Below are 24,472 nucleotides of genomic sequence, written 5' to 3' on the forward strand. Positions count from 1 at the left end.
AAGCCTGGCCCCGCGCCGCCGTACGCCTGGCCCCGCGCCAGGCAGGTGCGCTTCCCCGGCCCCCAGGGACCTCTGCCCTACAGCACGCCCCCTGCGGGCCCTACAGCGCGCGCCCCCGCAGCACAACGATCCGCCCCCATAGCCATTGCCATGGAGGCGGTTCGTCACGTGCAGTTCGGTTAAGGCCTGGCTCCCGTAAGGCGCCGCACAGCGCCCCAGGCCCGCTCTACCCCAGCAGCCCGCCCAGCGTGCTGCCTCGCCCCCTGCCGGTGCTGGAGCTGGTCGAACCACCCTCGCTCGTGCCTCCGTTGGCCCCACCGGCGGTGCCGCCGACGGAGGGCGCCTGGGGGGTCGTCGCCGGGGCCCGTGTCGGTACGGACTGTCGCGGCGGCGTGCCGTTGGGCGTACGGCCGGGCTGCTGTGCCGATCCGGTGACGCTGCCGGTGGCCCGTGCCGTGCCGGGTGCCGAGGCCGACGGGGCCTTGGACTTCGGGGAGCCCGCCTTGCGCGAGGCGCCCGCCGACGGCTTCCCGGGGTGCTTCGGCGTCTTGCCGGTGTGTCCGGGGCCGTGCTGCGCCTTCGAGCCGCCGCCCTGGGACTGCTGGGGCAGCGGTGAGCCGGGCAGGTTGTTCGTGGCGGGCTCGCCGGGCTTCGGTACGGACGGCACCGTGGCGGACCGTACGGCACCGCCCAGCAGCGACCCTGCCAGCAGCGTGAGACCGGCGACGACAGCCGTCAAAACTGCGCCGCGGCGCAGTACCCGGCGCCGCAGGTCCCACAGCTCGACCCGTGGGCCGAGCCGCCGCCACGCCTCCCCGGCCAGCCTGGCGTCCACCGAGTAGACCGGCGCGCCCGCGATGATCAGCGGGCTCCAGGCGGCGAGGTAGATGATGTCCGGCGCGTCGTAGACCGGTACGGTGCGCCAGCTCACCGTCATCAGGAGCGTCGCGGACAGCAGCGCGCCGAACGACGCGGCGACCCGCTGCCACAGTCCGCACATGGTCAGTACGCCGACCACGACCTGGAGGAAGGCCACGGTCAGGCCGGCCCCCACCGGGTGCGAGAGCGCGAAGTCGCGCAGTGGCGCCACCAGCGTCCACGGGTGCAGCGACTGGAGCCACTTGACCATCGAGCCGCGCTCGCCGCCGTCGAAGTAGACGGGGTCGCAGAGCTTGCCCATGCCCGCGTACACGCTGATCAGGCCGAGGAAGATGCGCAGCGGCAGCAGGACGACGCCGAGGTTCATCCGGTGGCCGGGGTAGTAGGCGTGGCGGACCGTCTCACCGCGCCGCTTGGGCCCGTCACCGTGGCGTTCGTACGCGGTGGTGTCGTCGTCGGCGTACGGCGGCTCGTCCTCGTAGTGGTCGTAGGCGCCCGTGGTCGGGCGTACGCCCTCCAGCAGGGTGGTGTCCGCGTCCACGGGGCCGCGCTGGCCGACCACGGTCGAGGACGGGCCGCCGGTGCCCGCGGCGGGCTGCTCCTCGTCGAGCCGGACCCTGGGCAGCACCTGGGTCGTGGTGCCGGCGTCCTCGCCCCGCTCGGCGGCGGTGGTGCGGCCGGAATTCCGTACGGCGTGCAGGAGTTGGCTGGTGGCCGCGGTCGTGCCGCCCGGCTCGGTACGGCCGCTCCACACCACGGGCGCGCGGCGTCTGCCCACGACCGGCTCCCGGACCACGGGGATGCGCGCGGTGTCGGCCATGGCGCTGCTGGTGGCGGCGGGCGCGGCGAGCTGCACACGGAAGCTGGCGTGATTGACGATGACCTGCGCGGGATCGCACGGCACCTTGACCGAGCTCAGCACCGGCTCGTCATCGAAGCCCGGCGAGCGTCCCCCCGTAGGTGTGCGGGGTGTTCTGGTGTCCACGCTCATCTAACCGAGTGACCCGCGTTTAAGACACTGCTTTGACCGCGTCGATCTGTCCGAGGCCCGTCAAGGGGAGAGCGGATCACCGGCGGTCGCGCGGGCGGCCTCCGCGTGACCGCGGGGAGGCCCCTGCCGTACGGACTCCGGCGCACACCAGCGCCGAACAGCCTTCCGGGTGACGGTTCGGACTCACGTACGAGGACGTACGTACGGGGATGTACGTACAGGGATATACGTACGGGGAGTGGACGTGCGGCCAAGGCCAGACCGAGGGCCAAGGGGCCAAGAGGCCAAGGCCAGAGGGCCAAGGGGCCAAGGGCCAAGGGCCAAGGAGCCAAGGCCCCAGGGCAGAGCCGAGGCCGAGGCGCGACAGGTCGGGGCACAGGTCCCAGCCCGTCAGGCCAGCCCGTCAGGCCAGCCCGTCAGGCCAGCCCGTCAGGCCAGCCCGTCAGCCCAGCCCGTCAGCCCAGCCCGTCAGCCCAGCCCGTCAGCCCAGCCCGTCAGGCCGGCCCGTCAGCCCCGCCCACGCGCCCTCACCACCTCACGCGCGCCGTCGCGCCGCCTCCCACAGGACCACGCCCGCCGCGACACCCGCGTTCAGCGACTCGGCGGCGCCCGGCATCGGGATGCGTACGCGTACGTCACAGGTCTCGCCGACCAGCCGCGACAGGCCCTTGCCCTCGCTGCCGACGACGATGACGACCGGGCCGTCCAGCGCCTCCAGGTCCTGGAGCTCCATCTCGCCGTCCGCCGCGAGGCCCACGACGGTCATGCCCGCCTTCTGGTAGGCCTCCAGGGCGCGCGTCAGGTTCGTGGCGCGCGCGACCGGCGTACGGGCCGCGGTGCCCGCCGAGGTCTTCCACGCGCCCGCCGTCATACCGGCGGCGCGCCGCTCCGGCACGACCACGCCGTGCCCGCCGAACGCGGCGACGGAGCGCACCACGGCGCCGAGGTTGCGCGGGTCGGTGACGCCGTCCAGCGCGACGATCAGCGGGTCCTCGCCGTCGTCGAAGGCGGCGGCCGCCAGGTCCTCGGGGTGCGCGTACTCGTAGGGCGGCACCTGGAGGACGAGGCCCTGGTGGTTGAGCCCGTTGGTCATCCGGTCGAGTTCGGGGCGCGGCGCCTCCATCAGGTTGACGCCGCGGTCGGTGGCGAGCTGCAGCGCCTCGCGCACCCGCTCGTCGTTGTCGATGAACTGCTGCACGTACAGCGTCGTCGCGGGCACGCCGTCGCGCAGCGCCTCGAAGACCGGGTTACGGCCGACGACCAGCTCCGAGGTGCCCTTGGCGCCGCCGCGGCGCGGGGCCGGGCGCCGGTTGGCCGCCTGCTTGGCCTTGGCGTTGGCGATGCGGTTCTTCACATGTCCCTTGCGCGCGGACGCGGGCGGGGTCGGGCCCTTGCCTTCCAGGCCCCGGCGCCGCTGGCCGCCGCTGCCGACCTGCATGCCCTTCTTGTTGGACGTGCGGCGGTTCCTGCGCTGGCTGTTGCCGGCCATGGGTCACCTGTCTCTTCACTGCTCTCGACGTCTCGCGACGTGGAGTGGATACGTACGTACGGATGTGTGTCTGGTGCGCCGGGCGCGGGTGTGCTGTGCGCGGATGCGCTGTGCGCCCGATGCGTGTCTGCAAGAAGTGTCGCCTGTAGGCGGCCGGTACGGCCAACCGGCCGGTGCGGCGCGAGCCGCTACCGACCGGTTGCCGTGCGGGCCTGCCTCGGCCGACGCCTCAGGACAGTGACCAGCGGGGGCCCGAAGGGGTGTCCTCGATGGCCAGGCCGGACTGCTGGAGCTGGTCGCGGATGGCGTCGGCGGTCGCGTAGTCCTTACGGGCGCGGGCCGCCTGGCGCTGCTCCAGGACCAGCCGGACGAGCGAGTCGACGACGCCGTGCAGGTCCTCGCCGCGGTCCGTGCCGCCGCCCGACCAGTGCTCGTCCAGCGGGTCCAGGCCCAGCACGCCGAGCATGGCGCGGACCTCGGCCAGGCGCGCGACGGCCGATTCCTTGTCGTCGGCGGTCAGCGCGGAGTTCCCCTGCCGGACGGTGGTGTGCACGATGGCCAGCGCCTGCGGGACGCCGAGGTCGTCGTCCATCGCCTCGGCGAAGGCCGGCGGCACCTCGGCGGCGGGCTCGACCGGGCCGGCCTTCTCCACCACACGCTGGACGAAGCCCTCGATCCGCGCGAACGCGGACTCGGCCTCGCGCAGCGCCTCCTCGCTGTACTCGATCATCGAGCGGTAGTGCGGGGTGCCCAGGTAGTAGCGCAGCACGATCGGGCGCCAGCGCTTGACCATCTCCGAGACCAGCACCGAGTTGCCCAGGGACTTGGACATCTTCTCGCCGCTCATGGTCACCCAGGCGTTGTGGCACCAGTAGCCGGCGAAGTCGTCGCCGTACGCCTTGGCCTGCGCGATCTCGTTCTCGTGGTGCGGGAAGACCAGGTCGACGCCGCCGCCGTGGATGTCGAAGGCGCTGCCCAGGTACTTGTGCGCCATCGCCGAGCACTCCAGGTGCCAGCCGGGGCGGCCGCGGCCCCACGGGGTCTCCCAGCTCGGCTCGCCCGGCTTCGCCGCCTTCCACATGGCGAAGTCGCGCGGGTCGCGCTTGCCGGTCTCGCCCTCGCCGGAGGGCTGGAGCAGGTTGTCCAGCTCCTGGTTGGACAGCTCCAGGTAGTCCGGAAAGGAGCGCACGTCGAAGTAGACGTTGCCGTCCGCCGCGTAGGCGTGACCGCGCTCGATCAGGCCCCGCATCATTTCGATCATCTCGGGGACGTGACCGGTCGCGCGCGGCTCGTAGGTGGGGCGCAGGCAGCCGAGCGTGTCGTAGGCCGTGTTGAAGGCGACCTCGTTCTCGTAGCCGATGGCCCACCACGGGCGGCCCTGGTCGGCGGCCTTCGTGATGATCTTGTCGTCGATGTCCGTCACGTTGCGGATGAACGTCACGTCGTAGCCGCGGTACAGGAACCAGCGGCGCATGATGTCGAAGTTCAGCCCCGACCGGATGTGTCCGATGTGCGGGGCGGCCTGCACGGTCGCGCCGCACAGGTAGATCGAGACACAGCCCGGCGTGAGCGGGGTGAAATCACGAGTCTGCCGGGCGCTGGTGTCGTACAGGCGAATAGTCACGCGTCAAGGGTAGTCCGAACCGGACAGTGCCCCGCGACCCCTGGGGCACTCGGTCACAGAAGCGTGATATTTCCCCTCGGCACGACGCGTGTGGTCACCGCGGCGTCAGAATCGGGCGATCACCTTGCGCGGAGTGATCCGGACGATGACACGCGGGGAGTCGTCCGGCGCGCCGGGGTTGAACTCGTCGTACGGCTTGCCGGTGTACTTGTACGACAGCTCGTCGATCAGCCGCCGCTCCTCGTCGAGGCTCAGGGTGGCCGTACCGCGCATCTCGGCGTACGTGTACGGCGCGTCGAACGGGAGCACGAGGGCCGTCACGCGCGGGTCGCGGCGCAGGTTGCGCTCCTTGCGGCGCCCGACGGTCGTGGAGACCAGCAGATCGTCACCGTCCCGCTTGACCCAGACCGGGGACGCCTGGGGGCTGCCGTCGGGCTGGATGGTCGCGAGGGTCACGAAGACCGGGCCGTCGAGGACGGTCTTGAGGGCGTCGGACAGGGCGACTGCCATGGTGAGTCCTTCCTGCGGGCGGGCGATCGGGCGATCGGGCGACCGGACGATCAGACGGGCGATCATGCGATCGGGCGATCGGCGACGGGCTGCGGGGTTCGGAGTACGGGGGGCCGGAGGCGGGCTGCGGACTGCGGACTGCGGAGTGCTGGGTACGGACGGATCCGTACTGCCGCCGCGCTCCCGACTCTGCCCAACTCCCCTCCCCCGCGCGGCATTCCCGTGCCACCTGACCGGTATTCGCCCCTCGGCGCCGGGGCGCGCGCCCGCGCGCGGCGGCTGAACGAGACGCCTCTTGCGCCCGCGCCCGCCTTGTACGCCGCGCCCGGCTCATACGCCCGCGCTCAGCCGATAATCCGCGCCGGTCGGCGCCCCGGTTCCTACCCCCGCGCCGGGTCCTGCCCCCGAGTCCCGCCGGGGCCTGTCCCCCCGTTCCCCCATCCCTAGCCCGCTAGTCCGCTAGCCTGCCGGCCCGCCGGCCCGCCAACCCCCTAGATCCCCGGCACCAGCAGGGCCGTGGCCACTGCCGCCAGCCCTTCCGCGCGGCCCGTCAGGCCCAGGCCGTCCGAGGTCGTGCCGGAGACCGAGACCGGCGCGCCGGCCGCCTCCGAGAGGACCTTCTGGGCCTCGGCGCGCCGCTTGCCGATCTTCGGGCGTACGCCGATGACCTGCACCGCGATGTTGCCGATCACAAAGCCCTCGGTCCGTACGATGCGGGCCGCCTCGGACAGCAGCGTCACGCCGGAGGCGCCGGCGTACTCCGGGCGGCTGGTGCCGAAGTGGGCGCCGAGGTCGCCGACACCGGCGGCCGAGAAGAGCGCGTCACAGGCGGCGTGTGCGACCACGTCGCCGTCGCTGTGCCCGGCCAGGCCGTAGCCGTCGCTCGCCGCGTCGTCCCAGAGGAGCCCGGCGACCCACAGTTCGCGCCCCTTCTCGAAGGCGTGCACATCGGTGCCGATGCCAACCAGCGGCACCCGCTGCGGCTCATACATAACCATCGGTGGCCCTCCTGCGGGCGAGTACGGCTTCGGCGAGCACCAGGTCCAGCGGCCGGGTCACCTTGAACGCTTCTTCGTGGCCGGGCACCACCACGACGGGCGCGCCGAGCTGTTCGACCATGCCGGCGTCGTCGGTCGCGCCATCACCCTGGAGGGCGACGGTCTCGTGGGCCTTGACCAGGGTCGCCCGGTCGAAGCCCTGCGGGGTCTGCACGGCGCGCAGCCGGGCCCGCTCCAGCGTGCCCACCACGGGCTCCGGCTCGCCGCTGCGCTCCCCGGTGCGCGGTTCGACCTGCTTGACGGTGTCGGCGAGCGGCAGCGCCGGTACGACGGCGGGGGCGCCGTCCCGTACGGCGGCGATCACCGAGTCGACCGTGTCGGCGGGGACCAGCGGCCGGGCCGCGTCGTGCACCAGCACCACGTCGATGGTGTCGGGCAGCGCCTCCAGGCCGCGGCGCACGGACTCCTGGCGGGTCTCGCCGCCGGGCACGACCTTCAGGTCGGTGCGTTCGGAGATCGGGTACTGGTCCAGCAGGTTGCGTACCTCGGTGGCGCCGTCCGGCGGGGCGACGACCACGACGAGGGAGACGGCGCGGGAGGCGGCCATGGCGCGTACGGCGTGCACGAGCATGGGCGTGCCGCCCAGCGCTCGCAGCGCCTTGGGGGCGCCCGGGCCCAGCCGTACGCCGCGTCCGGCAGCGGGGATCACCGCTGCGGTACGCAGCCGGGGTGCGCCGGTGTGACCGGCGGAATCTGGGGATACGTCTGACATCGGTCGCTCCGAAGCCCGGGGAGACCCCGGAATTAGCGCAGACAGGTTTGTTTCCTGAGCCGACATGGGTATGGCCGCAGTGTGCCGGGCGCGACGCCCCGATCCGGACCCTTCCGTGACGACCGGTCGGGACAGCTGCCCGGGCCCGGCACGCCATAAGCCGGCGAGACGGCGGATCTTGTCGGGACGAACACGGGGGCGATCACCACGGGTAACGATCACAGAGTGCGGTAGTGGTGCACCGTTCTGTGCGGTTTCCGCGGCTCTGCGCGGTTGCCGCGGCCTTCGCGGTGCGCCGCATGCGGTCCCCGTGGTGCGGGCTTCCCTGGGTGCGGTCTTCCCGGAGTACGGCGGAGTGCGGTCTTCCCGCGGTGAAGCGGGCAGCACGCAGACGCGGACCACAATGCGGACACAGGCAGAACGGCGCAGGCAGATATGCCGCAGCGCCCGGCAACTGACCGCTCCGAGCCGGAGTCGGCCGCCACTCGGGCACCGCGGCATTCTTACGTCGTCAGGACGCGAGGACCTCGTCGAGCAGGGCCTCGGCCTTGTCCTCGTTGGTGTTCTCCGCGAGGGCGAGTTCGCTCACCAGGATCTGGCGCGCCTTGGCGAGCATCCGCTTCTCACCGGCGGACAGGCCGCGCTCCCGCTCACGACGCCACAGGTCACGCACCACCTCGGCGACCTTGATCACGTCACCCGAAGCGAGCTTCTCCAGATTTGCCTTGTAACGACGGGACCAGTTCGTCGGCTCTTCGGCATACGGTGCGCGCAGCACCTCGAAGACCCGGTCCAGCCCGTCCTGGCCGACCACATCGCGTACGCCGACGAACTCCGCATTGTCCGCTGGTACACGAACAGTCAGATCGCCCTGGGCGACCTTCAGCACCAAGTAGGTCTTGTCCACGCCTTTGATCTGGCGAGTTTCGATGGCCTCGATCAGCGCGGCCCCGTGATGGGGATAGACCACGGTGTCGCCAACCTTGAACGTCATGTGACAGGTACCCCTTCCGTGGCTATCCATGCTAACACGGGAACGAGCTGTTCTGAATGGCGTTTTCGCAGGTCAGGGCATATCTCGGGGCTTGACAACAACGCCCGGAACGTGCTTCGGCGGCCCTCCGGGTGCAGGAATTCGCAGGTCGGAGGCGCTTCGCGCGCGGCTTGAAACACGTACGTCACACCCCGGAAGAGGTCCGGCGGGATGCCCGTACGTCCCGTTTTGCCGGGATCCGGATGCCGTAGTTCCGCTACTCCGTTCGGTTCCGGAGGACGGGTGTCCGCCGAATCGTGAATTGATCATCGGGCACCGGCCGCCGTACGTGATCAATTCCGGGAAGCCCTCGCATTCCCTGCGAATGCCGATTTACCTCCGGGGAAACCGGCGGGCTTCACCCGAACGGCCCCTTGCCCCATATTCGGGTTTCTTCTAGGAGCTCACCGGAGCCTTCCGCGGGGCGGGCCGGAAACTTCCCGGTGGCGGGCGGTCCGCGCCATTCGGACGCCCGGCGGAGGGCGTCCGTGGCGTGCTGTGGAGGGATGTGACGAGGGTGTGATCGTCCTGGGGGCGGGTCGGGTGCGGCGGCCCGGGGGCGGCTCGGTAACCTAGCGGCGCTGACACACCCTTAGGGCGGCTTTACGCGGACGTCGACACGGCGGCCGCGCACGGGCCGCCCAGCCGCCCCCGCGACCGGGCTCGAAGTTCGGCCGCCGTAGTTCGTCCAAGGAGATGCCGCCGCCGTGAGCCGCAGCCTTCGACGCGGCGTCCTCGCCGCCACCGTTCTCACGCTCTCGATCGCCACGCTCTCCGCGTGCGGAGCCGGGAACGACGCCCAGACGCTCCAGGTCAAGCCGGACAACGCCGCGACCAGCGTCGGCGACATCATGATCCAGAACGCCTCCGTCGTCACCCAGCCCGACCCGAAGGCCCAGGGCCCGGCCGTGGTGACCGCGACGGTGTTCAACAACGGCAGCAAGGACCAGACGCTGGAGTCCATCAAGGTCAACGGTACGAACAAGGAAGCCAAGCTGGCGCCCGCCAAGGGCTCCGGGCCGATCGTGGTCCCGGCCGGCGGCTCGATCGTCATCGGCGGCAAGAACAACGCCTCCGCCGTGCTGAACAGCGGCCGCGAGTCCGTGAAGAACGGTGACGCGCAGTCCGTGACCTTCGCCTTCAGCGACGCCGGGAAGGTCTCCCTGCGGGCCTTCGTCGTCCCGGCCAAGAGCTACTTCAAGGACTTCGGCCCGAGCGAGATGCCGACGCCGTCCGGTTCGGCCCGCCCGTCCGGCAGCCCCGCCTCGCCGTCCGGCAGCCCGTCCGGCGCGGCCACCCCGAGCAACTCTCCCAGCGGCAGCGCCACGCCCGGCGGCAACGGCACGCCGCAGTCGCCCGAGGGCCGCTGAGGCCGGGAGGCCGCCGACGCCGGTGGCGGCGCACAGCCGCCACCCGCAGGACGACCGCGAGCGCCGTGCGGCCCCGGGGTTCCGGGGCCGCACGGCGCTCGTATGGCTGTACGTACGTCCATCCGTCCGTACGTGAATTCACGTACGGACGCGGCGGGCATTTCCGTTGCCCGGTGGCAGGCGAGGGGGCTCGGTACCCCGTCGGATCCCTCCTCCCACCGCCTCCCACCATCTCCCGCCGCCTCTTACGGCTCGAACTTGTACCCCAGCCCGCGGACCGTGACCAGGTACCGCGGCGCGCCCGGGTCCGGCTCGATCTTGGCCCGCAGGCGCTTCACGTGGACGTCCAGCGTCTTGGTGTCGCCCACGTAGTCGGCGCCCCATACGCGGTCGATCAGCTGCATACGGGTCAGCACCCGGCCCGCGTTGCGCAGCAGCATCTCCAGGAGGTCGAACTCCTTCAGGGGCAGGTCCACCTTGCCGCCGGAGACCGTGACGACGTGGCGGTCCACGTCCATCCGTACCGGACCGGCCTCCAGGGCCTGCGGGGCGACCTCCTCCGGCTCGCCGCGGCGGCGCAGCACCGCGCGGATCCGGGCCACCAGCTCCCGGGTGGAGAAGGGCTTGGTGACGTAGTCGTCGGCTCCTATCTCCAGACCGACCACCTTGTCGATCTCGCTGTCCTTCGCGGTCACCATGATGACCGGGACGTTGGAGCGGCCGCGCAGCTGACGGCAGACCTCGGTACCGGGCAGGCCCGGCAGCATCAGGTCCAGCAGGACCAGGTCGGCGCCGTTGCGCTCGAACTCGTCCAGGCCGTCGGGGCCGGTGGCCGCCACGGCGACCTCGAAGCCCTCCTTGCGGAGCATGTACGACAGGGCGTCACTGAACGATTCCTCGTCCTCGACGACGAGCACTCGGGTCACGGAAGGACCTCCGGGGCGGGGTGAGCAGGGAGCGGATCGTTGAAGGTCTCGTACGGGCGGTCCTCGTCGTCGAGGCCTTCCGCCGACGGGTCGGAGGCGGTACGCGCACGGTCGCGCACGGCGCCGGCCTCCGGAAGACGCAGGGTGAAGGTGGAGCCCTGTCCCTCAGCGCTCCATACGGTGACCTCCCCGCCGTGCGAGGCGGCCACATGCTTGACGATGGCGAGGCCGAGGCCGGTCCCGCCGGTGGCGCGCGAGCGCGCCGGGTCCACGCGGTAGAACCGCTCGAAGATACGGTCGCGGTCCTTCTCCGATATCCCGATGCCCTGGTCGGTCACCGAGATCTCGATGAGGCCCCCGGTGCCGAGAGCCTGGGAGCTGCCCCCGCCGCCGTGCGCCTGGACGCGGCGGCCCGCGATACCGACCCGGGTACGGGCCGGCGAGTAGTTGACGGCGTTCTCGACAAGGTTGCCGAGGGCGGCGGCGAGCTGGCCGCGGTTGCCCCAGACGTGCAGGTCGGCGGTGCTGGCGGCGGCCATGGTGATCTGCTTCGTGCCCGCCTGCTGGCGGCAGCGGTCGATCGCCTCGGCGACCAGCTCGTCCACGCGTACCGGCTCGGCGTCCTCCAGCGGGTCGTCGTTCTGCACCCGGGAGAGGTCGATCAGCTCTTGCACGAGGTTGGTCAGCCGGGTGGCCTCGTTCTGCATCCGCCCCGCGAAACGCTCGACGGCCTCCGGGTCGTCGCTCGCGTCCATGACCGCCTCGGACAGCAGCGACAGCGCGCCGACCGGGGTCTTGAGCTCGTGGCTGACGTTGGCGACGAAGTCGCGGCGGACCGCTTCTATGCGGCGGGCCTCGGTCAGGTCCTCGACCAGGAGCAGCACCAGCCGCGAGCCGAGGGGCGCGACCCGCGCGGAGACCGCCAGGGCGTCGCCGCCCCGGCCCGTGCCCCGGCGCGGCAGGTCCAGCTCGATCTGGCGTATCTCCCCGTCGCGGCGGGTCTCGCGGGCCATCTGGAGCATCGGCTCGACGGCCAGCTTGCCGCCGCGTACGAGCCCGAGGGCGTACGCGGCCGAGCTGGCCTTGACGACGGCGTCGGCCTCGTCCAGGACGACGGCCGAGGAGCGCAGCACGGACAGGACCGTGTCCACACCGGGCGGCAGCACCGCGTCGGTGTGCAAGGAGGTACGGGTGGGCTTGGCCTGTTCCCGCTCGCTCCAGCGGAACGCCAGCATGGCGAAGACGCCGGTGCACAAGCCGGCGATCGCTGCCACTGCGGCGACGGCCGCGTCCACGTTCATGGCTCCAGGTTATGCGTCGGCTGTGACACTTCCCCAGCCGTTCGAGGGCCTGATCGAACATACGTCGCCCAGAGTTCACCTTGGTGTCGGCGCCGGTTCACTCCGGATGGCAGAACCGGTCGCGTTTGGCCCGGAACGTGGGAGCGTGGGGGTCCCGGCCCCCACGTCACCACCCCGAACACCAGATCACCATCCCGAGCGAAACGTCACCCCCCGAACCGAGAGAAGGTCACTGATGCGGGACGCGTACCACGAGGAGCTGGATTCGATCGGCGAGGGCCTCGTCGAGATGGCCAGGCTCGTCGGCTCCGCGATCGGGCGCGCCACCACGGCGATACTCGACGCGGACCTGAAGCTGGCCGAGGCCGTCATCGCCGCCGACGAGAAGGTCGACGATCTCCAGCGGGACCTGGAGGCGCGCGCGATAGCCCTCCTCGCCCGCCAGCAGCCGGTCGCCACCGACCTGCGCATCGTCGTCACCTCCCTGCGCATGAGCGCCGACCTGGAACGCTCCGGCGACCTGGCCCAGCACGTGGCCAAGCTCGCCCGGCTGCGGTTCCCGGAGCGCGCCGTACCGCGGGACCTGCACGCCACGATCCTGGAGATGGGCCAGCTCGCCCAGCGCCTGATGGCCAAGGCCGGCGAGGTCATCATCACCAAGGACGTCGACCTGGCGCTCCAGCTGGAGCAGGACGACGACGCGATGGACCTCCTCCACCGCACCCTCTTCCAGCACCTGATGGACGACCGCTGGAAGCACGGCATCGAGACGGCCGTGGACGTGACGCTGCTCGGCCGCTACTACGAGCGGTTCGCCGACCACGCGGTGTCGGTCGCCAAGCGCGTCGTCTACCTGGTCACCGGCGAGCACGCGGACGAGATCGCCGCGCCGGCACCGGTGGAGGGCGCGTAGCGGCGCCCACCGCCGCCCGGATGCCGTTCGACGGCGCGCCGTGCCACCGCGCGCCGTTGATGCGCCTCGGCGAGCGGGCCTCCAATGGAAGCGGACGACAAACAATGCCCCTCTTCCCAAGGAGGCACACCATGACGCGCTCCTCCACCCCCGACCCCCGGCTGTCCAACTGCGGCTGCGGCCCCGGCTGCTCCTGCGGCTGCCAGTCCGGCGGCCCGTGCCAGTGCGGGGGCGGGTGCGGGTGACCCCGGAGGCACCCACGGCCGACTGACCAGCAGCGGTCGCCCGAACGTTCCGGCGGGCGTTCGGGGTGTGATCGCGGTTGGGCGTTACGGGCCCCGCTCGACGGTGTGTGACGAGCGGGGCCTTTCTGCTGAGCGGGGAGCCGGCGGCCGGACAGAGGCTGCCGCGGCGCCCGTCATCGCCTCCGGCACCAAGCGGTCAGGACACCCGGATATCCGGCTGGTACATGTCCAGCCAGGTGGCGATGTCGATCGTCCGGTCGAGCTGCTCGCGTACGGCGTCCGGCATCTTGGCCGGGTCCAGCTTCACCATCTCGTCGATCGTTGAGCGGGTGACGAGCTGGAAGACCGGGTGGTCCGCCTCGGAGAGCAGCTGCCTGCCCATCTGCTGCAGCCCGCCCGCGTAGCGTGCGTCCTGGGTGGACGGGTAGGGGCTCTTCAGCCGGTCCACCACCGACTGCGGGAGCAGATCGCCGGCGGCTGCGCGAAGCAGGCTCTTCTCCCTGCCGTCGAAGCTCTTCATCGACCACGGGGTGTTGTAGACGTACTCCACCAGCCGGTGGTCGCAGTACGGCACCCGGACCTCCAGGCCGACCGCCATGCTCATCCGGTCCTTGCGGTCGAGCAGCACCTGGAGGAACCGGGTGAGATGCAGGTGGCTCATGACACGCATGCGCCGTTCGTGCTCGTCCTCCCCGGGCAGCATCTCGACGTCGGCAACCGCCTCGCTGTACCGGTCCCTGAGGTACGTCATCAGGTCACTGGTGGTCAGCAGGTCCGGGTTGAGCCCTCCCCCCACGCTCGCCCTGGACCACGCGGACATGACGGGGACCATCCACGGGTAGATGCCGGCGCGCTGCGCCACCGGGTCCTGGAACCACGGGTAACCCCCGAAGAGCTCGTCGGCCGACTCGCCGGAGAGCGCGACCGTGGAGTGCTCGCGGATCGCCTTGAACAGCACGTACAGCGATACGTCCACGTCGGCGAGGCCGCTGGGGAAGTCCTTCGCGGCTATGACCGCTCTGCGCGCATCGAGATCGGTGAGCGCGGTGTAGGGCAGCACGACGTCCTGGTGCAGCGAGCCGACGTGGTCGGCCACGTCGTGCACGTACGGCGAGTCCGGGGTGGCCCGCATGCTGTCGGGCCGGAAGTTGTCGGCCAGGCCGGTGAAGTCGACGGAGAAGCTGCGCACCTTGTCGCCGTGCGCGGCCAGCTCCCGCGCGGCCAGCGCCGTGATCGAGCTGGAGTCCAGTCCGCCCGAGAGCAGCACGCATTGCGGCACGTCCGCGACGAGTTGGCGCCGCACGATGTCTTCGAGCAGGTCACGGATCGTGGCGACCGTGGTGTCCCGGTCGTCGGTGTGCTCCTGGGTCGCCAGCTTCCAGTACGTCCGCTCGCGCACTCCGGCCCGGTCGACCACCACGAGGCTGCCCGGCCGGACCTCACGCATGTCGGCCCAGATCGCGTGCCCAGGCGTCTTGCACACGCTCAGCAGCTCGAACAGGCCGTCGGCGTCGATCACCCGCTTGAACATCGGGTGGGCCAGGATGGCCTTGGGCTCCGAGCCGAAGAGCACGCCGTCGGCGGTGGGCTGGAAGTAGAAGGGCTTGATGCCCATCCGGTCGCGGATCATGACGAGTTTCTCGTGGCGGGAGTCCCAGACCGCGAAGGCGTACATACCGTTGAGCCGGTCGGCCAGCGCCTCGCCCCACTCCAGGTAACCGCGCAGCACGACCTCGGTGTCGCTGGCCGTCCGGAAGCGGTGTCCGTGGCGACGCAGCTCCTCACGCAGTTCCGTGAAGTTGTAGACCTCGCCGCTGTAGGTGATGACCACCGGGCCGTTGGGGGTGTCGACACGCATCGGCTGCGTGCCGCCCTCGATGTCGATCACCGCCAGCCGGCGGTGGCCGAGTGCCACGTGCCGGTCCACCCAGGTCCCTCCGGCGTCGGGGCCCCGGTAGGCCATGGTCCCGGTCATCGCGTCCACCGTCGCCTGCTCTTTGGTCAGGTCGTGGTCGAACGCGAGCCACCCAGAGATTCCGCACATCTCGGCGCTCCCGTCGTCGTCGGTTGAAATGCCAACGGCCGGATCGTCCCGCGGATCTTTTAGGGATTTCTTTACAGTGACCGGTAAGGCTCCGTGGAGCGTTCCCGATCATGGTTGGGGGAAGGGCCCGGCGGCGGCCACCTCCGGCGCACGTCGCGGCAGGCCCGCGGACGGCCCGAAAGAAACGACGGCCCCTCATCCGCACCGAACGTGCGGATGAGGGGCCTGATCGCGATGCTTACTTCTTCTTGCCCTGGTTCTTCACGGCCTCGATGGCGGCCTTGGCGGCCTCCGGGTCGAGGTAGGTGCCGCCCGGGTTGACCGGGTGGAAGTCGGCGTCGAGCTCGTAGGAGAGCGGGATGCCGGTGGGGATGTTGAGGCCGGCGATGTCGGCGTCGGAGATTCCGTCGAGGTGCTTGACCAGGGCGCGGAGCGAGTTGCCGTGGGCGGCGACCAGGACGGTGCGGCCGGCGGCCAGGTCGGGGACGATGCTGTCGTACCAGTACGGCAGCATGCGCACGACGACGTCCTTGAGGCACTCGGTGCGCGGGCGCAGCTCGCTGGGGATGATCGCGTAGCGCGGGTCGTCGATCTGGGAGAACTCGGCGTCGTCGGCCAGCGGGGGCGGCGGGGTGTCGTACGAGCGGCGCCAGAGCATGAACTGCTCCTCGCCGAACTCGGCCAGGGTCTGCGCCTTGTCCTTGCCCTGGAGCGCACCGTAGTGGCGCTCGTTCAGGCGCCAGCTGCGGTGGACCGGGATCCAGTGGCGGTCGGCGGCCTCCAGGGCCAGCTGCGCGGTGCGGATGGCGCGCTTCTGGACGGAGGTGTGCACGACGTCGGGGAGCAGGCCGGCGTCCTTGAGCAGCTCACCGCCGCGGACCGCCTCCTTCTCGCCCTTCTCGTTGAGATTGACGTCCACCCAGCCGGTGAACAGGTTCTTCGCGTTCCACTCGCTCTCGCCGTGGCGAAGGAGAATCAGCTTGTACGGTGCGTCGGCCATGCCTTCGAGCGTAATCGACATCCGGCCATGGGATCGCCGCGGCCCACTGTGAAGGGCCACGTACGGGGCGGGTGCATGCCGGGGACGGGTACATGCCGGGGCGAGTACGTGTCGGGGACGGGTACATGCCATGGACCTGTGGCGGGGACGGGGAGCTGCAGAATGACGGTGTACACGCGACGTGCCTGTGTGCTGGCGGGGCTGGGGGCGGTGGGGGCTCTCGCGCTCACGGCCCCGGCGGCCAGGGGGACGGAGGGCGGGCGCGGGCGTCGCCCGCGGGGCTCGGGGCCGGTCCGGATGGTGTTGCCCGCGCCGACGGGGCCGTATCAGGTGGGGATCGCCTCTCTGCACCTGGTGGACGGCGGCCGGCGCGACCCCTGGGTGGCCGAGCGCCGGTACCGGGAGTTGATGGTGAGTGTGCGCCATCCGGCCCGTGAGGCCGGCGGATGTCCGCTCGCGCCTCAGATGCTGCCGGGTGAGGCGGCGGCGTTCGAGGAGTGGAGCAACTTCTCGGGGGACATCGCGAAGGGTCTGGCCGACTGGGGCGCCACTCTTACGCACGCGCACCTCGGCGCGCCGGTCGCACGGCATGCCGGGCGGGGGTTCCCGGTGGTGCTCTACTCGCCGGGGGCGGGGGACCCGCGCTCGCTGGGCAGCACGCTCGCGGACGAGCTGGCCTCGCGGGGTTACGTCGTCGTCAGCGTTGACCACACGTACGAGGCTCCTGGGGTGCAGTTTCCGGACGGGCGGGTGGCCCGTACCCGTATGCCGGAGGAGGCCGGGAAGGCGCAGCGGCCCGAGCAGGTCGTCGCGCTGCTGAAGAAGCTGACGGCGGTGCGGGTGGCCGACACGCGGTTCGTCCTGGACGAGCTGGCGCGGCCCGCGGCGCTTCCGCGCGGGCTGCGGGGCGCGCTGGACCTGCGGGCGGTGGGGATGTTCGGGCAGTCCGGTGGTGGGTTCACGGCGGCGCAGGCCATGCACGACGACCGCCGGATCAAGGCGGCGGTGAACATGGACGGCGTGATGGGGTATACGCAGCGTGATGACGATCCCGCCAATCCGTCCACGGTCGGTACGGACGGGCTGGACCGCCCGCTGCTCCTGATGGGCAAGGAGGGCGACGACCACCACACGGTCGCCTCCTGGAAGGCGGTCTGGGAGCACAGTTCGGGGTGGCACCGGGATCTCACCCTGACCGGTGCCGCGCACGCGAGCTTCACGGACGCGCAGTCGCTGGTGCCGCAGCTGGCCGGGGCGGGTGTGCTGCCGCGCGAGACCGTCGAGAAGCTGGTGGGTACGGTCGCGCCGGACCGTTCGGTGGCCGCGCAGCGGGCGTATGTGACGGCGTTCTTCGACCGGTGGCTGCGGGGGTGCGACGGTGGGTTGCTGGACGGGCCGTCGGCCCGGTTCCCGGAGGTCCGGTTCGTACGGTGAAGTCCGTATGTTCGTACGGCGAAGTCCGTATGTTCGTACGGTGAAGTCCGTATGGCGGTCTTCGTGCAGGGATGTCCACGCGGAGACGGAGGGGTAGACGGAGCTGCGGCCCCTCAGTCCGACGGGCGCTGCGTCAGGTGGCTGAACGCCTCCAGGTTGCGCGTCGACTCCCCTCGCGCCACCCGCCACTCGTACTCCTTGCGGATGGCGGAGGCGAAGCCCATCTCCAGGAGGGTGTTGAAGCTGCCGTCGGCGTTCTCCAGGACCGTGCCGAGGATGCGGTCGAGTTCGTCCGCGGTGACGGCCGTGAGCGGGAGTTTGCCGACGAGGTAGACGTCACCGAGCTTGTCGATCGCGTAACTCACGCCGTACAGGCGGGTGTTGCGCTCCAGGAGCCAGCGGTGCACGGCCTCGTGGTTCTCGTCCGGGCGGCGGACGACGAAGGCGTTGACGGACAGGGAGTGCTTGCCGACGATCAGGGAGCAGGTCGTGGAGAGCTTGCGGGTGCCGGGCAGGGTCACCACGTACGTGCCGTCGGTGGGCGATTCCCACGTCAGGCCGGCGTCGTCGAGAGCCGCCTCGATCACCTGTCGTGCCGCGTCGTCAGCCATGGGGAGATCGTAGGTGACGGCGCCGCTCCTGCATCGCGGCGGTGTACACCTCGGCGGTCGCGGCGGCGGCGGTGTCCCAGCCGAAGGACCGGGCGTGCCGGGCGGCGGCCCCGCCCATCCGGCCGGCCAGGGAGGTGTCCCGGGCGAAGCGGCCGAGGGCGCGGGCGTAGTCGGCCGGGTCGTGGCCGGATATCAGGAACCCGCTGACGCCGTCGCGCACGGCCACCGGCAGACCGCCGACGGCGGCCGCGACGACCGGTGTGCCGCACGCCTGGGCCTCGATCGCGACCAGGCCGAACGATTCGCTGTAGGACGGCATGACCAGGACGGACGCGGCGCGGTACCAGTCGGCGAGCTGCTCCTGCCCGACCGGCGGGCGGAAGAGCACGACGTCGGTGATGCCGAGCCGGGCGGCCAGCTTCTGCAGGCCCTCGGGCTTGGCCAGGCCGCTGCCGCTGGGGCCGCCGACCACCGGGACGACCAGGCGCGACCGCAGCGACGGGTCCTCGTCCAGCAGGACGGCGACGGCGCGCAGCAGGATGTCGGGGGCCTTCAGCGGCTGGATGCGGCCGGCGAAGAGCGGGATCAGGGCGTCCTGGGGGAGGCCGAGGCGGGCGCGGGCGGCGGCGCGGGAAGCGGAGGTGTCGAGGGCGGCGGTGTCGGGGGCGGCGGAGACGTCGGCGCCGGGGGTGCCCCCGTCCGCGGGGCGGAACCGGTCCAGGTTCACCCCCGGATGCACCACGGCCACCTTGCTCCGCTCGGCCTCGTAGTGGTGCATCAGCTCCCCGGCTTCCTCGTCCGTGTTGGCGATGAGCCGGTCGGCGGCGCGCACGATCTGGGTCTCGCCGATGACGCGCGCGGCGGGTTCGGGGGTGTCGCCGGCGGCCAGCGCGGCGTTCTTGACCTTGGCCATGGTGTGCATGGCGTGGACGAGCGGGACGCCCCAGCGTTCGGCGGCGAGCCAGCCGACGTGGCCGGAGAGCCAGTAGTGGGAGTGCACCAGGTCGTAGTAGCCGGGGCGGTGGCCCGCCCACGCCTGCATCACGCCGTGGGTGAAGGCGCAGAGCTGGGCCGGCAGCTCCTCCTTGGCCAGGCCTTCGTACGGGCCGGCGTCGACGTGCCGTACGAGGACGCCGGGGGCCAGCTCGACGGCGGGCGGGAGCGTGCCGGTGGTGGCGCGGGTGAAGATCTCCACCTCGATGTTGAGGGAGGCGAGCTTCCTGGCCAGCTCGACGATGTAGACGTTCATGCCGCCGGCGTCGCCGGTGCCCGGCTGGTGCAGCGGGGAGGTGTGCACGCTCAGCATGGCGACCCGGCGGGGGCGGCGGGCCGTTCCGGGCAGCCGCAGCCCGGAACGGCCCGGGAACGGACCGTAGGGACGGCTGCGGAGCCTGGACACGTATTGGCTCACTGCGGGCTACCTCCTAGCCGGTACGGCCTGGGCCGGGGCGTGCGGCGCCTCCGAAGCCCGTAACAACGGAATCCGGGCATCCATTTCCCTGTGAGCCCGCTCTCCCGCCACTTTGCCAAAGCGTGACCTTGGAGTGTTTCCCGGCGCGCCCTTTGGACGGCGGGCCCCGCCGCCACCGCGGCCGCAGCCTGCCGGAATGGCCAGGCCCACCCTGCCGCAGCAGCCTGCCGGGACGGCCAGGCCCACCCTCCGGCAGCAGCCTGCCGGGACGGCCGGGCCCGCCGTGCGCATAAAGTCAGGACATGGTCCGCAGCACGTCCGCGTCTCCCGCCTCTCCCCCGCCCTCCCGCCCCCTCGGGAACGCGACCCGCGGAACCACCAATCCGAACCGGCTGCGGCGCATGGACCGCTGGATCGCCGCCACCCACGCCGCCGCGCTGCGCCGCGGCCCCGCCCCCGTCGCCGTGGACCTCGGCTACGGCGCCGCGCCGTGGACGGCCGTGGAACTGCTGGCCCGGCTGCGTACGGTACGGGCCGACGCGCAGGTGGTCGGCATCGAGATCGACCCGGCGCGGGTCGCCGCGGCGGCGCCGTACGCGTGCCCGGGGCTGGTCTTCGCGCACGGCGGTTTCGAGGTGCCGCTGCCGGGGCGGCGCCCGCCGGTGCTGATCCGGGCGGCGAACGTACTGCGCCAGTACGCCGAGGACGAGGTCGCCGCCGTCTGGGAGCGGCTGTGCGCGCGGCTGGCGCCGGACGGGCTGCTGGTGGAGGGCACCTGCGACGAGATCGGGCGGCGGCACGTGTGGGTGGCGCTGGGCCCGGAAGGGCCGCGCACGGTGACTTTCGCGGCCCGGCTCAGCGCCCTGGAAACCCCGTCCGACCTGGCAGAGCGCCTGCCGAAGGCACTGATCCACCGCAATGTGCCGGGCCAGCCCGTGCACGCGTTCCTGCGGGACTTCGACCGGGCGTGGGCGGCGGCCGCCCCGTACGCGTCGCTGGGCGCGCGGCAGCGGTGGATGCGCAGTGTGCTCGCCCTGAGTACGGCATGGCCGCTGGCCGACGGGCCGCGGCGGTGGCGGCAGGGGGAGGTCACGGTGCGGTGGGAGGCACTGGCGCCGGTGTGACCGCGGGGCCGCGGGCCGACCCCACCGCGCTTCCAGGCCCGCGCTACCCAGCCTCCAGGCCGGCGCTACCTCGCCCCGGACCCGCATCACCGCGCCTTCAGGCCCGCCCTACCGCGCCCCCGCCCCCACCCCCACCCTCCGGGCGAGCTCCCGCAGCTTCCGGTCCGTCGGTGAATCGCGCGGCGCCGTGTAGGTGCACAGCGTCTGCTCGGCTTCCTGGGGCAGCCGGAAACTCTCGTAGCAGAGGACGAGTTCGCCGGCCTCGGGGTGCCGCACACGCTTGGTGCCGCTGCACTTCTCCTGTACGGACTGGGCCTCCCACAGGCGCCGGAAGTCGGCGCTGTGGTCGAGGAGTTCGCCGATGACGGCGCACAGCCGGGGGCTTTCCGGGCTGCGTCCGGCCTCGGCGCGCAGATTGCCGACGACGCTCTCCGCGATCGTCTCCCAGTCCAGGTGGAGGGTGCGGGCGGACGGGTCGAGGAAGATCAGGAGGGCGTTGTTGCGCCGGGCGGGCTCGATCGCGTCGTAGTCGAAGGCGAGGCGGGCGGCGAGGCGGTTCCAGGCGAGGACGTCCATGCCGGGGCCCTGGATGTACGCGGGGACGGTCTCGTCGAGGGCGTCCAGCAGGTGCCGGATCTCGGGCCGTACGCGCCGCTCGGGCTCCGGGGCCGGGGCGGAGCGCCGTGGTCCGGCCACGTTGCGCAGGTAGCGGGCCTCGGCGTCGGTCAGCCGCAGGGCGCGTTCGATGGCGTCCAGCACCGGTTCCGAGATGGCGTTGGCGCGGCCCTGTTCGATGCGCGTGTAGTAGTCGACGCTGATACCGGCCAGCTGCGCGACCTCCTCGCGCCGCAGGCCGCGCACGCGGCGCCGGGTGAGGCCGTCCGGCAGGCCGAGTTCGGCCGGGTCCAGCGCGGCGCGGCGCGCCTTGAGAAACGCTCTGATCTCGGGTTCCGTGTGCACGCCCATCGCTCCAGTATGCGGCGCGGTGCGCGCGGGACGGCCCGGCGCCGGCCGCCGTCCGTCAGGGTGGTTCCGCCGGACCCGGGTTACGGCGGGCCTGGCGCGGCGCGGGGGCGGCGGACAGGGTGGTGGGACGACACCGCAGGGGCACGCGAGGCGCGCCCCCACGAGAAGAGGATTCATGCAGCGCAGGATTCTTGGCGGCACCGGCATCTCGGTCAGCGAGTACGCGCTCGGCGCGATGATGTTCGGGGCCTGGGGAAACAAGGACCATGACGAGAGCGTGCGGATCGTGCACCGCGCGCTGGACGCGGGGATCAACTTCATCGACACCGCGGACGTGTACGCGGCGGGCGAGTCCGAGGAGATCGTCGGCAAGGCGCTCCGGGGGCGGCGCGAGGACGTGGTCCTGGCCACCAAGTTCTTCAACCGGATGGGGCCGGACGCCAACCACGGCGGCAACTCGCGGCGTTGGATCGTACGGGCGGTGGAGGACAGCCTGCGGCGGCTGGGCACCGACTACATCGACCTCTACCAGGCGCACCGCCCCGATCCGGCGACCGATATCGACGAGACGCTGGGCGCGCTCTCGGATCTCGTACGGTCCGGGAAGGTGCGGGCGGTGGGCAGTTCCACCTTCCCCGCCGAGGCGATGGTCGAGGCGCAGTGGGTCGCCGAGCGCCGGGGCCATGTGCGCTTCCGCAGCGAGCAGCCGCCGTACTCGATGCTGGCGCGCGGCGTGGAGGCGGCGGTACTGCCGACCGCGCAGCGGTACGGGATGGGCGTGCTGACCTGGGGGCCGCTCAGCGCGGGCTGGCTGTCCGGGCGGGACCTGTCGGCCAGTGGGCGGGCCGCCCTGGAGAACGCGAAGTTCGATCTGTCCGTCCCGGAGAACGCGCGCAAGGCGGAGGCGGTCACCGAGCTGGCGAAGGTCGCGTCCGAGGCCGGGCTGACGCTGCCGCACCTGGCGACGGCGTTCGTACGGTCGCATCCGGCGGTCACGTCCGTGATCATCGGGCCGCGCACGTACGACCAGCTGGAAAGCCTGCTGGACGGTGCGGAGGTGAGGCTCGGCGCGGACGTGCTGGACCGTATCGACGCGATCGTGCCGCCGGGCACGGACCTGAACAAGGCCGACAGCTACTACACCCCGCCGGCCCTCGCGGACGCGTCGCTGCGGCGGCGGTAGACCGCGCTCGGCGGAGAGCGGGCTCGCCGGTAGAGCGGGCTCGCCGGTAGGCCGGGCTCGCAGGCAGAGCCGGCTCGCAGGCAGAGCGGGCTCGGCGGTGTGCCGGCCGCGCGGCCGTGGTGCCGCGCGGCCGGCCCTGGTCAACGGGACATCCGCCGGATCATCGGGACATCCGCCGGCTCACTGGGAAATCTGCCGGCGCGAGCTGCCGCCCGTGATCTGGATCTTGCGCGGCTTCGCCTGCTCCGCGACGGGGATGCGCAGCGTCAGGACGCCGTTCTCGTACGACGCGTCCACCCGCTCGCTGTCGAGCGTCTCACCGAGGAACAGCTGCCGGCTGAACTTGCCGGTCGTCCGCTCGCTCGCGATCATCTCGGCGCCCTCCGGGGCGGCGGCGGCGCGCTCGGCGCGGACGGTGAGCACGTTGCGCTCGATGTCGAGATCGATGCTCTCCGGGTCGACCCCCGGCAGGTCGAAGTGGATCACGAATTCGTCGCCGGACCGGTAGGCGTCCATCGGCAGCGCCGCCGGACGCGCCGCCGTGCCGAAGACCTGCTGGGTGAGGCGGTCGATCTCGCGGAACGGATCGGTGCGCATGAGCATCACGGGTCATCTCCTTCCGAAGGCACTGGGTGCGATGCCCTTCGCCTTCTGGTATAGCGCGGCGAAGGAAACTTGACAAGCCCGGACTCAGGTTAGTTGCTGACCTTGGACAGAGCGGCAGGTGGGGCGGGGGGCGGGCCTCCGTCCCCCATGCAGGTGACAGCCCACGCATTCACCCCAAATCGGCGCCCCGACCCGGAATACTCCGTCCCCCACCGACCGGAGGAACCCACCCGGAGGAGCTCACTCATGGCCTGGATCTGCCCGCGCTGTGACCGCGCCGAGGGGGTCGCCTATGTGGCCAATGGAGGCGGGCTGACACCCTTTCCCTGTCTGCACTGCGACCGGAACGCCGTGTATCCGGCTCCGCCGGAAAGGCGGGCGGTCGGGAGCGCGCCGTGCCGGACCGACCGGTGCGCGGGAATGGTGTGCGATGTCTTCGAGTACGACGTGAAGGGGCGGCTCTACCGGGTCGTACGGGCTCCGTGTCAGCAATGCGGGCAGTCGTCGGCGCGGGCGATCCAGCACGGCCGGCGGGGGCCGAAGGAACGTCTCGCGCCACGGCCCGTGATGTGACGCCCCCACCGGCCCCGACCGCTCCGGCCTCGCCCTTCAGCCCCCGCCCACCTCGTGCAACGCTTCCAGCAGCGCGTCGACCAATTCCCGGTCCCGCCCCTGCGTGAGAATGCGCCGGGCCTGTTCCGGGGGCAGCCACAGCAGTCGGTCGACCTCGTGGTTCGGCTCGAAGTCGCCCCCGATCGCCTCGGCCGCCCAGTAACGGACCTCTTTGGGGCGGCCGTTGGCCAGGTAATGGACGGTGGGGAGTCCGGCGCCGGGGTGGCATCGCATTCCGGTTTCCTCGGACACTTCGCGCAGGGCGCCGGCGAGCCAGTCCTCGTCGCGTTTCAGTTTCCCTTTCGGGTGTGACCAGTCGTCGTATTTCGGCCGGTGGACCAGGGCTATTTCGAGTCCGCCGTCGTCGGGGGAACGACGCCACAGCACACAGCCCGCCGCCTTGACGGGTTTCCCGGGCACCGACATCTCT

Annotated in this window: 21 protein-coding genes; 5 read left to right on the top strand and 16 right to left on the bottom strand. The window is 71.7% G+C overall.

Annotation, left to right across the window (positions count from 1 at the left end):
• Positions 1-226: 226 nt before the first annotated feature.
• From CP973_RS36630 to CP973_RS36660, 7 genes are all read right to left on the bottom strand, one after another.
• Positions 227-1,870 (bottom strand): DoxX family protein, encoded by a 1,644-nt coding sequence (locus CP973_RS36630; protein WP_167538581.1) that lies wholly within the window; start codon positions 1,868-1,870, stop codon positions 227-229.
• 535 nt (positions 1,871-2,405) lie between these two features.
• Positions 2,406-3,359, bottom strand: coding sequence for a 23S rRNA (guanosine(2251)-2'-O)-methyltransferase RlmB (gene rlmB / locus CP973_RS36635; protein ID WP_150248562.1), 954 nt, complete (start codon positions 3,357-3,359; stop codon positions 2,406-2,408).
• A 229-nt stretch (positions 3,360-3,588) separates the two neighbouring features.
• The gene (gene cysS, locus CP973_RS36640) at positions 3,589-4,983 is read right to left on the bottom strand and encodes a cysteine--tRNA ligase (RefSeq protein WP_150248565.1); all 1,395 of its coding nucleotides are present in this window, start codon (positions 4,981-4,983) and stop codon (positions 3,589-3,591) included.
• 105 nt (positions 4,984-5,088) lie between these two features.
• Entirely contained in the window at positions 5,089-5,493 is a 405-nt protein-coding gene (locus CP973_RS36645; protein ID WP_150248568.1) for a PPOX class F420-dependent oxidoreductase, read from the bottom strand.
• A gap of 491 nt (positions 5,494-5,984) precedes the next feature.
• Positions 5,985-6,485 carry a 2-C-methyl-D-erythritol 2,4-cyclodiphosphate synthase gene (ispF, locus tag CP973_RS36650; RefSeq protein ID WP_150250784.1) on the bottom strand — a complete coding sequence of 167 codons (501 nt, stop codon included), beginning with the start codon at positions 6,483-6,485 and terminating at the stop codon, positions 5,985-5,987.
• A complete protein-coding gene (gene ispD / locus CP973_RS36655; RefSeq protein WP_150248572.1) occupies positions 6,478-7,263 on the bottom strand; it encodes a 2-C-methyl-D-erythritol 4-phosphate cytidylyltransferase in 786 nt (261 codons plus the stop codon). Before ispD ends, ispF begins: the two co-directional genes overlap by 8 nt.
• Before the next feature lie 511 nt (positions 7,264-7,774).
• Positions 7,775-8,257, bottom strand: coding sequence for a CarD family transcriptional regulator (locus CP973_RS36660; RefSeq protein ID WP_003953493.1), 483 nt, complete (start codon positions 8,255-8,257; stop codon positions 7,775-7,777).
• Between the two features lie 746 nt (positions 8,258-9,003).
• Here CP973_RS36660 and CP973_RS36670 point away from each other — a divergent pair.
• The gene (locus CP973_RS36670; protein ID WP_150248575.1) at positions 9,004-9,666 is read left to right on the top strand and encodes a copper chaperone PCu(A)C domain-containing protein; all 663 of its coding nucleotides are present in this window, start codon (positions 9,004-9,006) and stop codon (positions 9,664-9,666) included.
• 245 nt (positions 9,667-9,911) lie between these two features.
• Here CP973_RS36670 and phoP read toward each other — a convergent pair whose 3' ends face one another.
• Together phoP and phoR are read right to left on the bottom strand one after the other, a co-directional pair.
• Complete coding sequence (phoP, locus tag CP973_RS36675; RefSeq protein WP_466118394.1) at positions 9,912-10,583, bottom strand: two-component system response regulator PhoP; 672 nt, start codon at positions 10,581-10,583, stop codon at positions 9,912-9,914.
• 5 nt (positions 10,584-10,588) lie between these two features.
• Positions 10,589-11,893: a two-component system sensor histidine kinase PhoR gene (gene phoR / locus CP973_RS36680; protein WP_150248582.1), complete on the bottom strand. Its 1,305-nt coding sequence runs from the start codon at positions 11,891-11,893 to the stop codon at positions 10,589-10,591.
• A gap of 235 nt (positions 11,894-12,128) precedes the next feature.
• Between phoR and phoU the strand changes: the two genes are divergently transcribed.
• Positions 12,129-12,806, top strand: a complete 678-nt coding sequence (gene phoU / locus CP973_RS36685; RefSeq protein ID WP_003981264.1) for a phosphate signaling complex protein PhoU — start codon at positions 12,129-12,131, stop codon at positions 12,804-12,806.
• Between the two features lie 441 nt (positions 12,807-13,247).
• On the opposite strand, the gene asnB is transcribed toward phoU, so the two are convergent.
• Both asnB and CP973_RS36695 read right to left on the bottom strand, forming a co-directional pair.
• The gene (gene asnB / locus CP973_RS36690) at positions 13,248-15,095 is read right to left on the bottom strand and encodes an asparagine synthase (glutamine-hydrolyzing) (RefSeq protein ID WP_150248585.1); all 1,848 of its coding nucleotides are present in this window, start codon (positions 15,093-15,095) and stop codon (positions 13,248-13,250) included.
• A gap of 238 nt (positions 15,096-15,333) precedes the next feature.
• Positions 15,334-16,095, bottom strand: a complete 762-nt coding sequence (locus tag CP973_RS36695) for a phosphoglyceromutase (protein WP_150248588.1) — start codon at positions 16,093-16,095, stop codon at positions 15,334-15,336.
• Between the two features lie 330 nt (positions 16,096-16,425).
• Here CP973_RS36695 and CP973_RS36700 point away from each other — a divergent pair, with 330 nt between their 5' ends.
• Entirely contained in the window at positions 16,426-17,529 is a 1,104-nt protein-coding gene (locus CP973_RS36700) for an alpha/beta hydrolase family protein (protein ID WP_244410213.1), read from the top strand.
• Between the two features lie 113 nt (positions 17,530-17,642).
• On the opposite strand, the gene CP973_RS36705 is transcribed toward CP973_RS36700, so the two are convergent.
• The gene (locus tag CP973_RS36705; protein ID WP_150248591.1) at positions 17,643-18,140 is read right to left on the bottom strand and encodes a type III secretion system chaperone family protein; all 498 of its coding nucleotides are present in this window, start codon (positions 18,138-18,140) and stop codon (positions 17,643-17,645) included.
• Positions 18,133-19,551 (bottom strand): glycosyltransferase, encoded by a 1,419-nt coding sequence (locus CP973_RS36710; RefSeq protein ID WP_425282057.1) that lies wholly within the window; start codon positions 19,549-19,551, stop codon positions 18,133-18,135. Before CP973_RS36710 ends, CP973_RS36705 begins: the two co-directional genes overlap by 8 nt.
• A gap of 302 nt (positions 19,552-19,853) precedes the next feature.
• Between CP973_RS36710 and CP973_RS36715 the strand changes: the two genes are divergently transcribed.
• The gene (locus tag CP973_RS36715) at positions 19,854-20,675 is read left to right on the top strand and encodes a class I SAM-dependent methyltransferase (RefSeq protein ID WP_150248597.1); all 822 of its coding nucleotides are present in this window, start codon (positions 19,854-19,856) and stop codon (positions 20,673-20,675) included.
• Between the two features lie 108 nt (positions 20,676-20,783).
• Here CP973_RS36715 and CP973_RS36720 read toward each other — a convergent pair whose 3' ends face one another.
• Positions 20,784-21,641 (bottom strand): helix-turn-helix transcriptional regulator, encoded by an 858-nt coding sequence (locus CP973_RS36720; protein WP_150248599.1) that lies wholly within the window; start codon positions 21,639-21,641, stop codon positions 20,784-20,786.
• 175 nt (positions 21,642-21,816) lie between these two features.
• On the opposite strand from CP973_RS36720, the gene CP973_RS36725 reads away from it, so the two are divergent.
• A complete protein-coding gene (locus CP973_RS36725; RefSeq protein WP_150248602.1) occupies positions 21,817-22,824 on the top strand; it encodes an aldo/keto reductase in 1,008 nt (335 codons plus the stop codon).
• Between the two features lie 180 nt (positions 22,825-23,004).
• On the opposite strand, the gene CP973_RS36730 is transcribed toward CP973_RS36725, so the two are convergent.
• Both CP973_RS36730 and CP973_RS36735 read right to left on the bottom strand, forming a co-directional pair.
• Entirely contained in the window at positions 23,005-23,427 is a 423-nt protein-coding gene (locus tag CP973_RS36730; protein WP_150250788.1) for an Hsp20/alpha crystallin family protein, read from the bottom strand.
• A 612-nt stretch (positions 23,428-24,039) separates the two neighbouring features.
• A complete protein-coding gene (locus tag CP973_RS36735; RefSeq protein WP_150248605.1) occupies positions 24,040-24,468 on the bottom strand; it encodes an NUDIX hydrolase in 429 nt (142 codons plus the stop codon).
• Positions 24,469-24,472: the final 4 nt, after the last annotated feature.

The sequence above is a fragment of the Streptomyces albofaciens JCM 4342 genome (assembly GCF_008634025.1).
In the GTDB taxonomy this organism is placed as follows: domain Bacteria; phylum Actinomycetota; class Actinomycetes; order Streptomycetales; family Streptomycetaceae; genus Streptomyces; species Streptomyces albofaciens.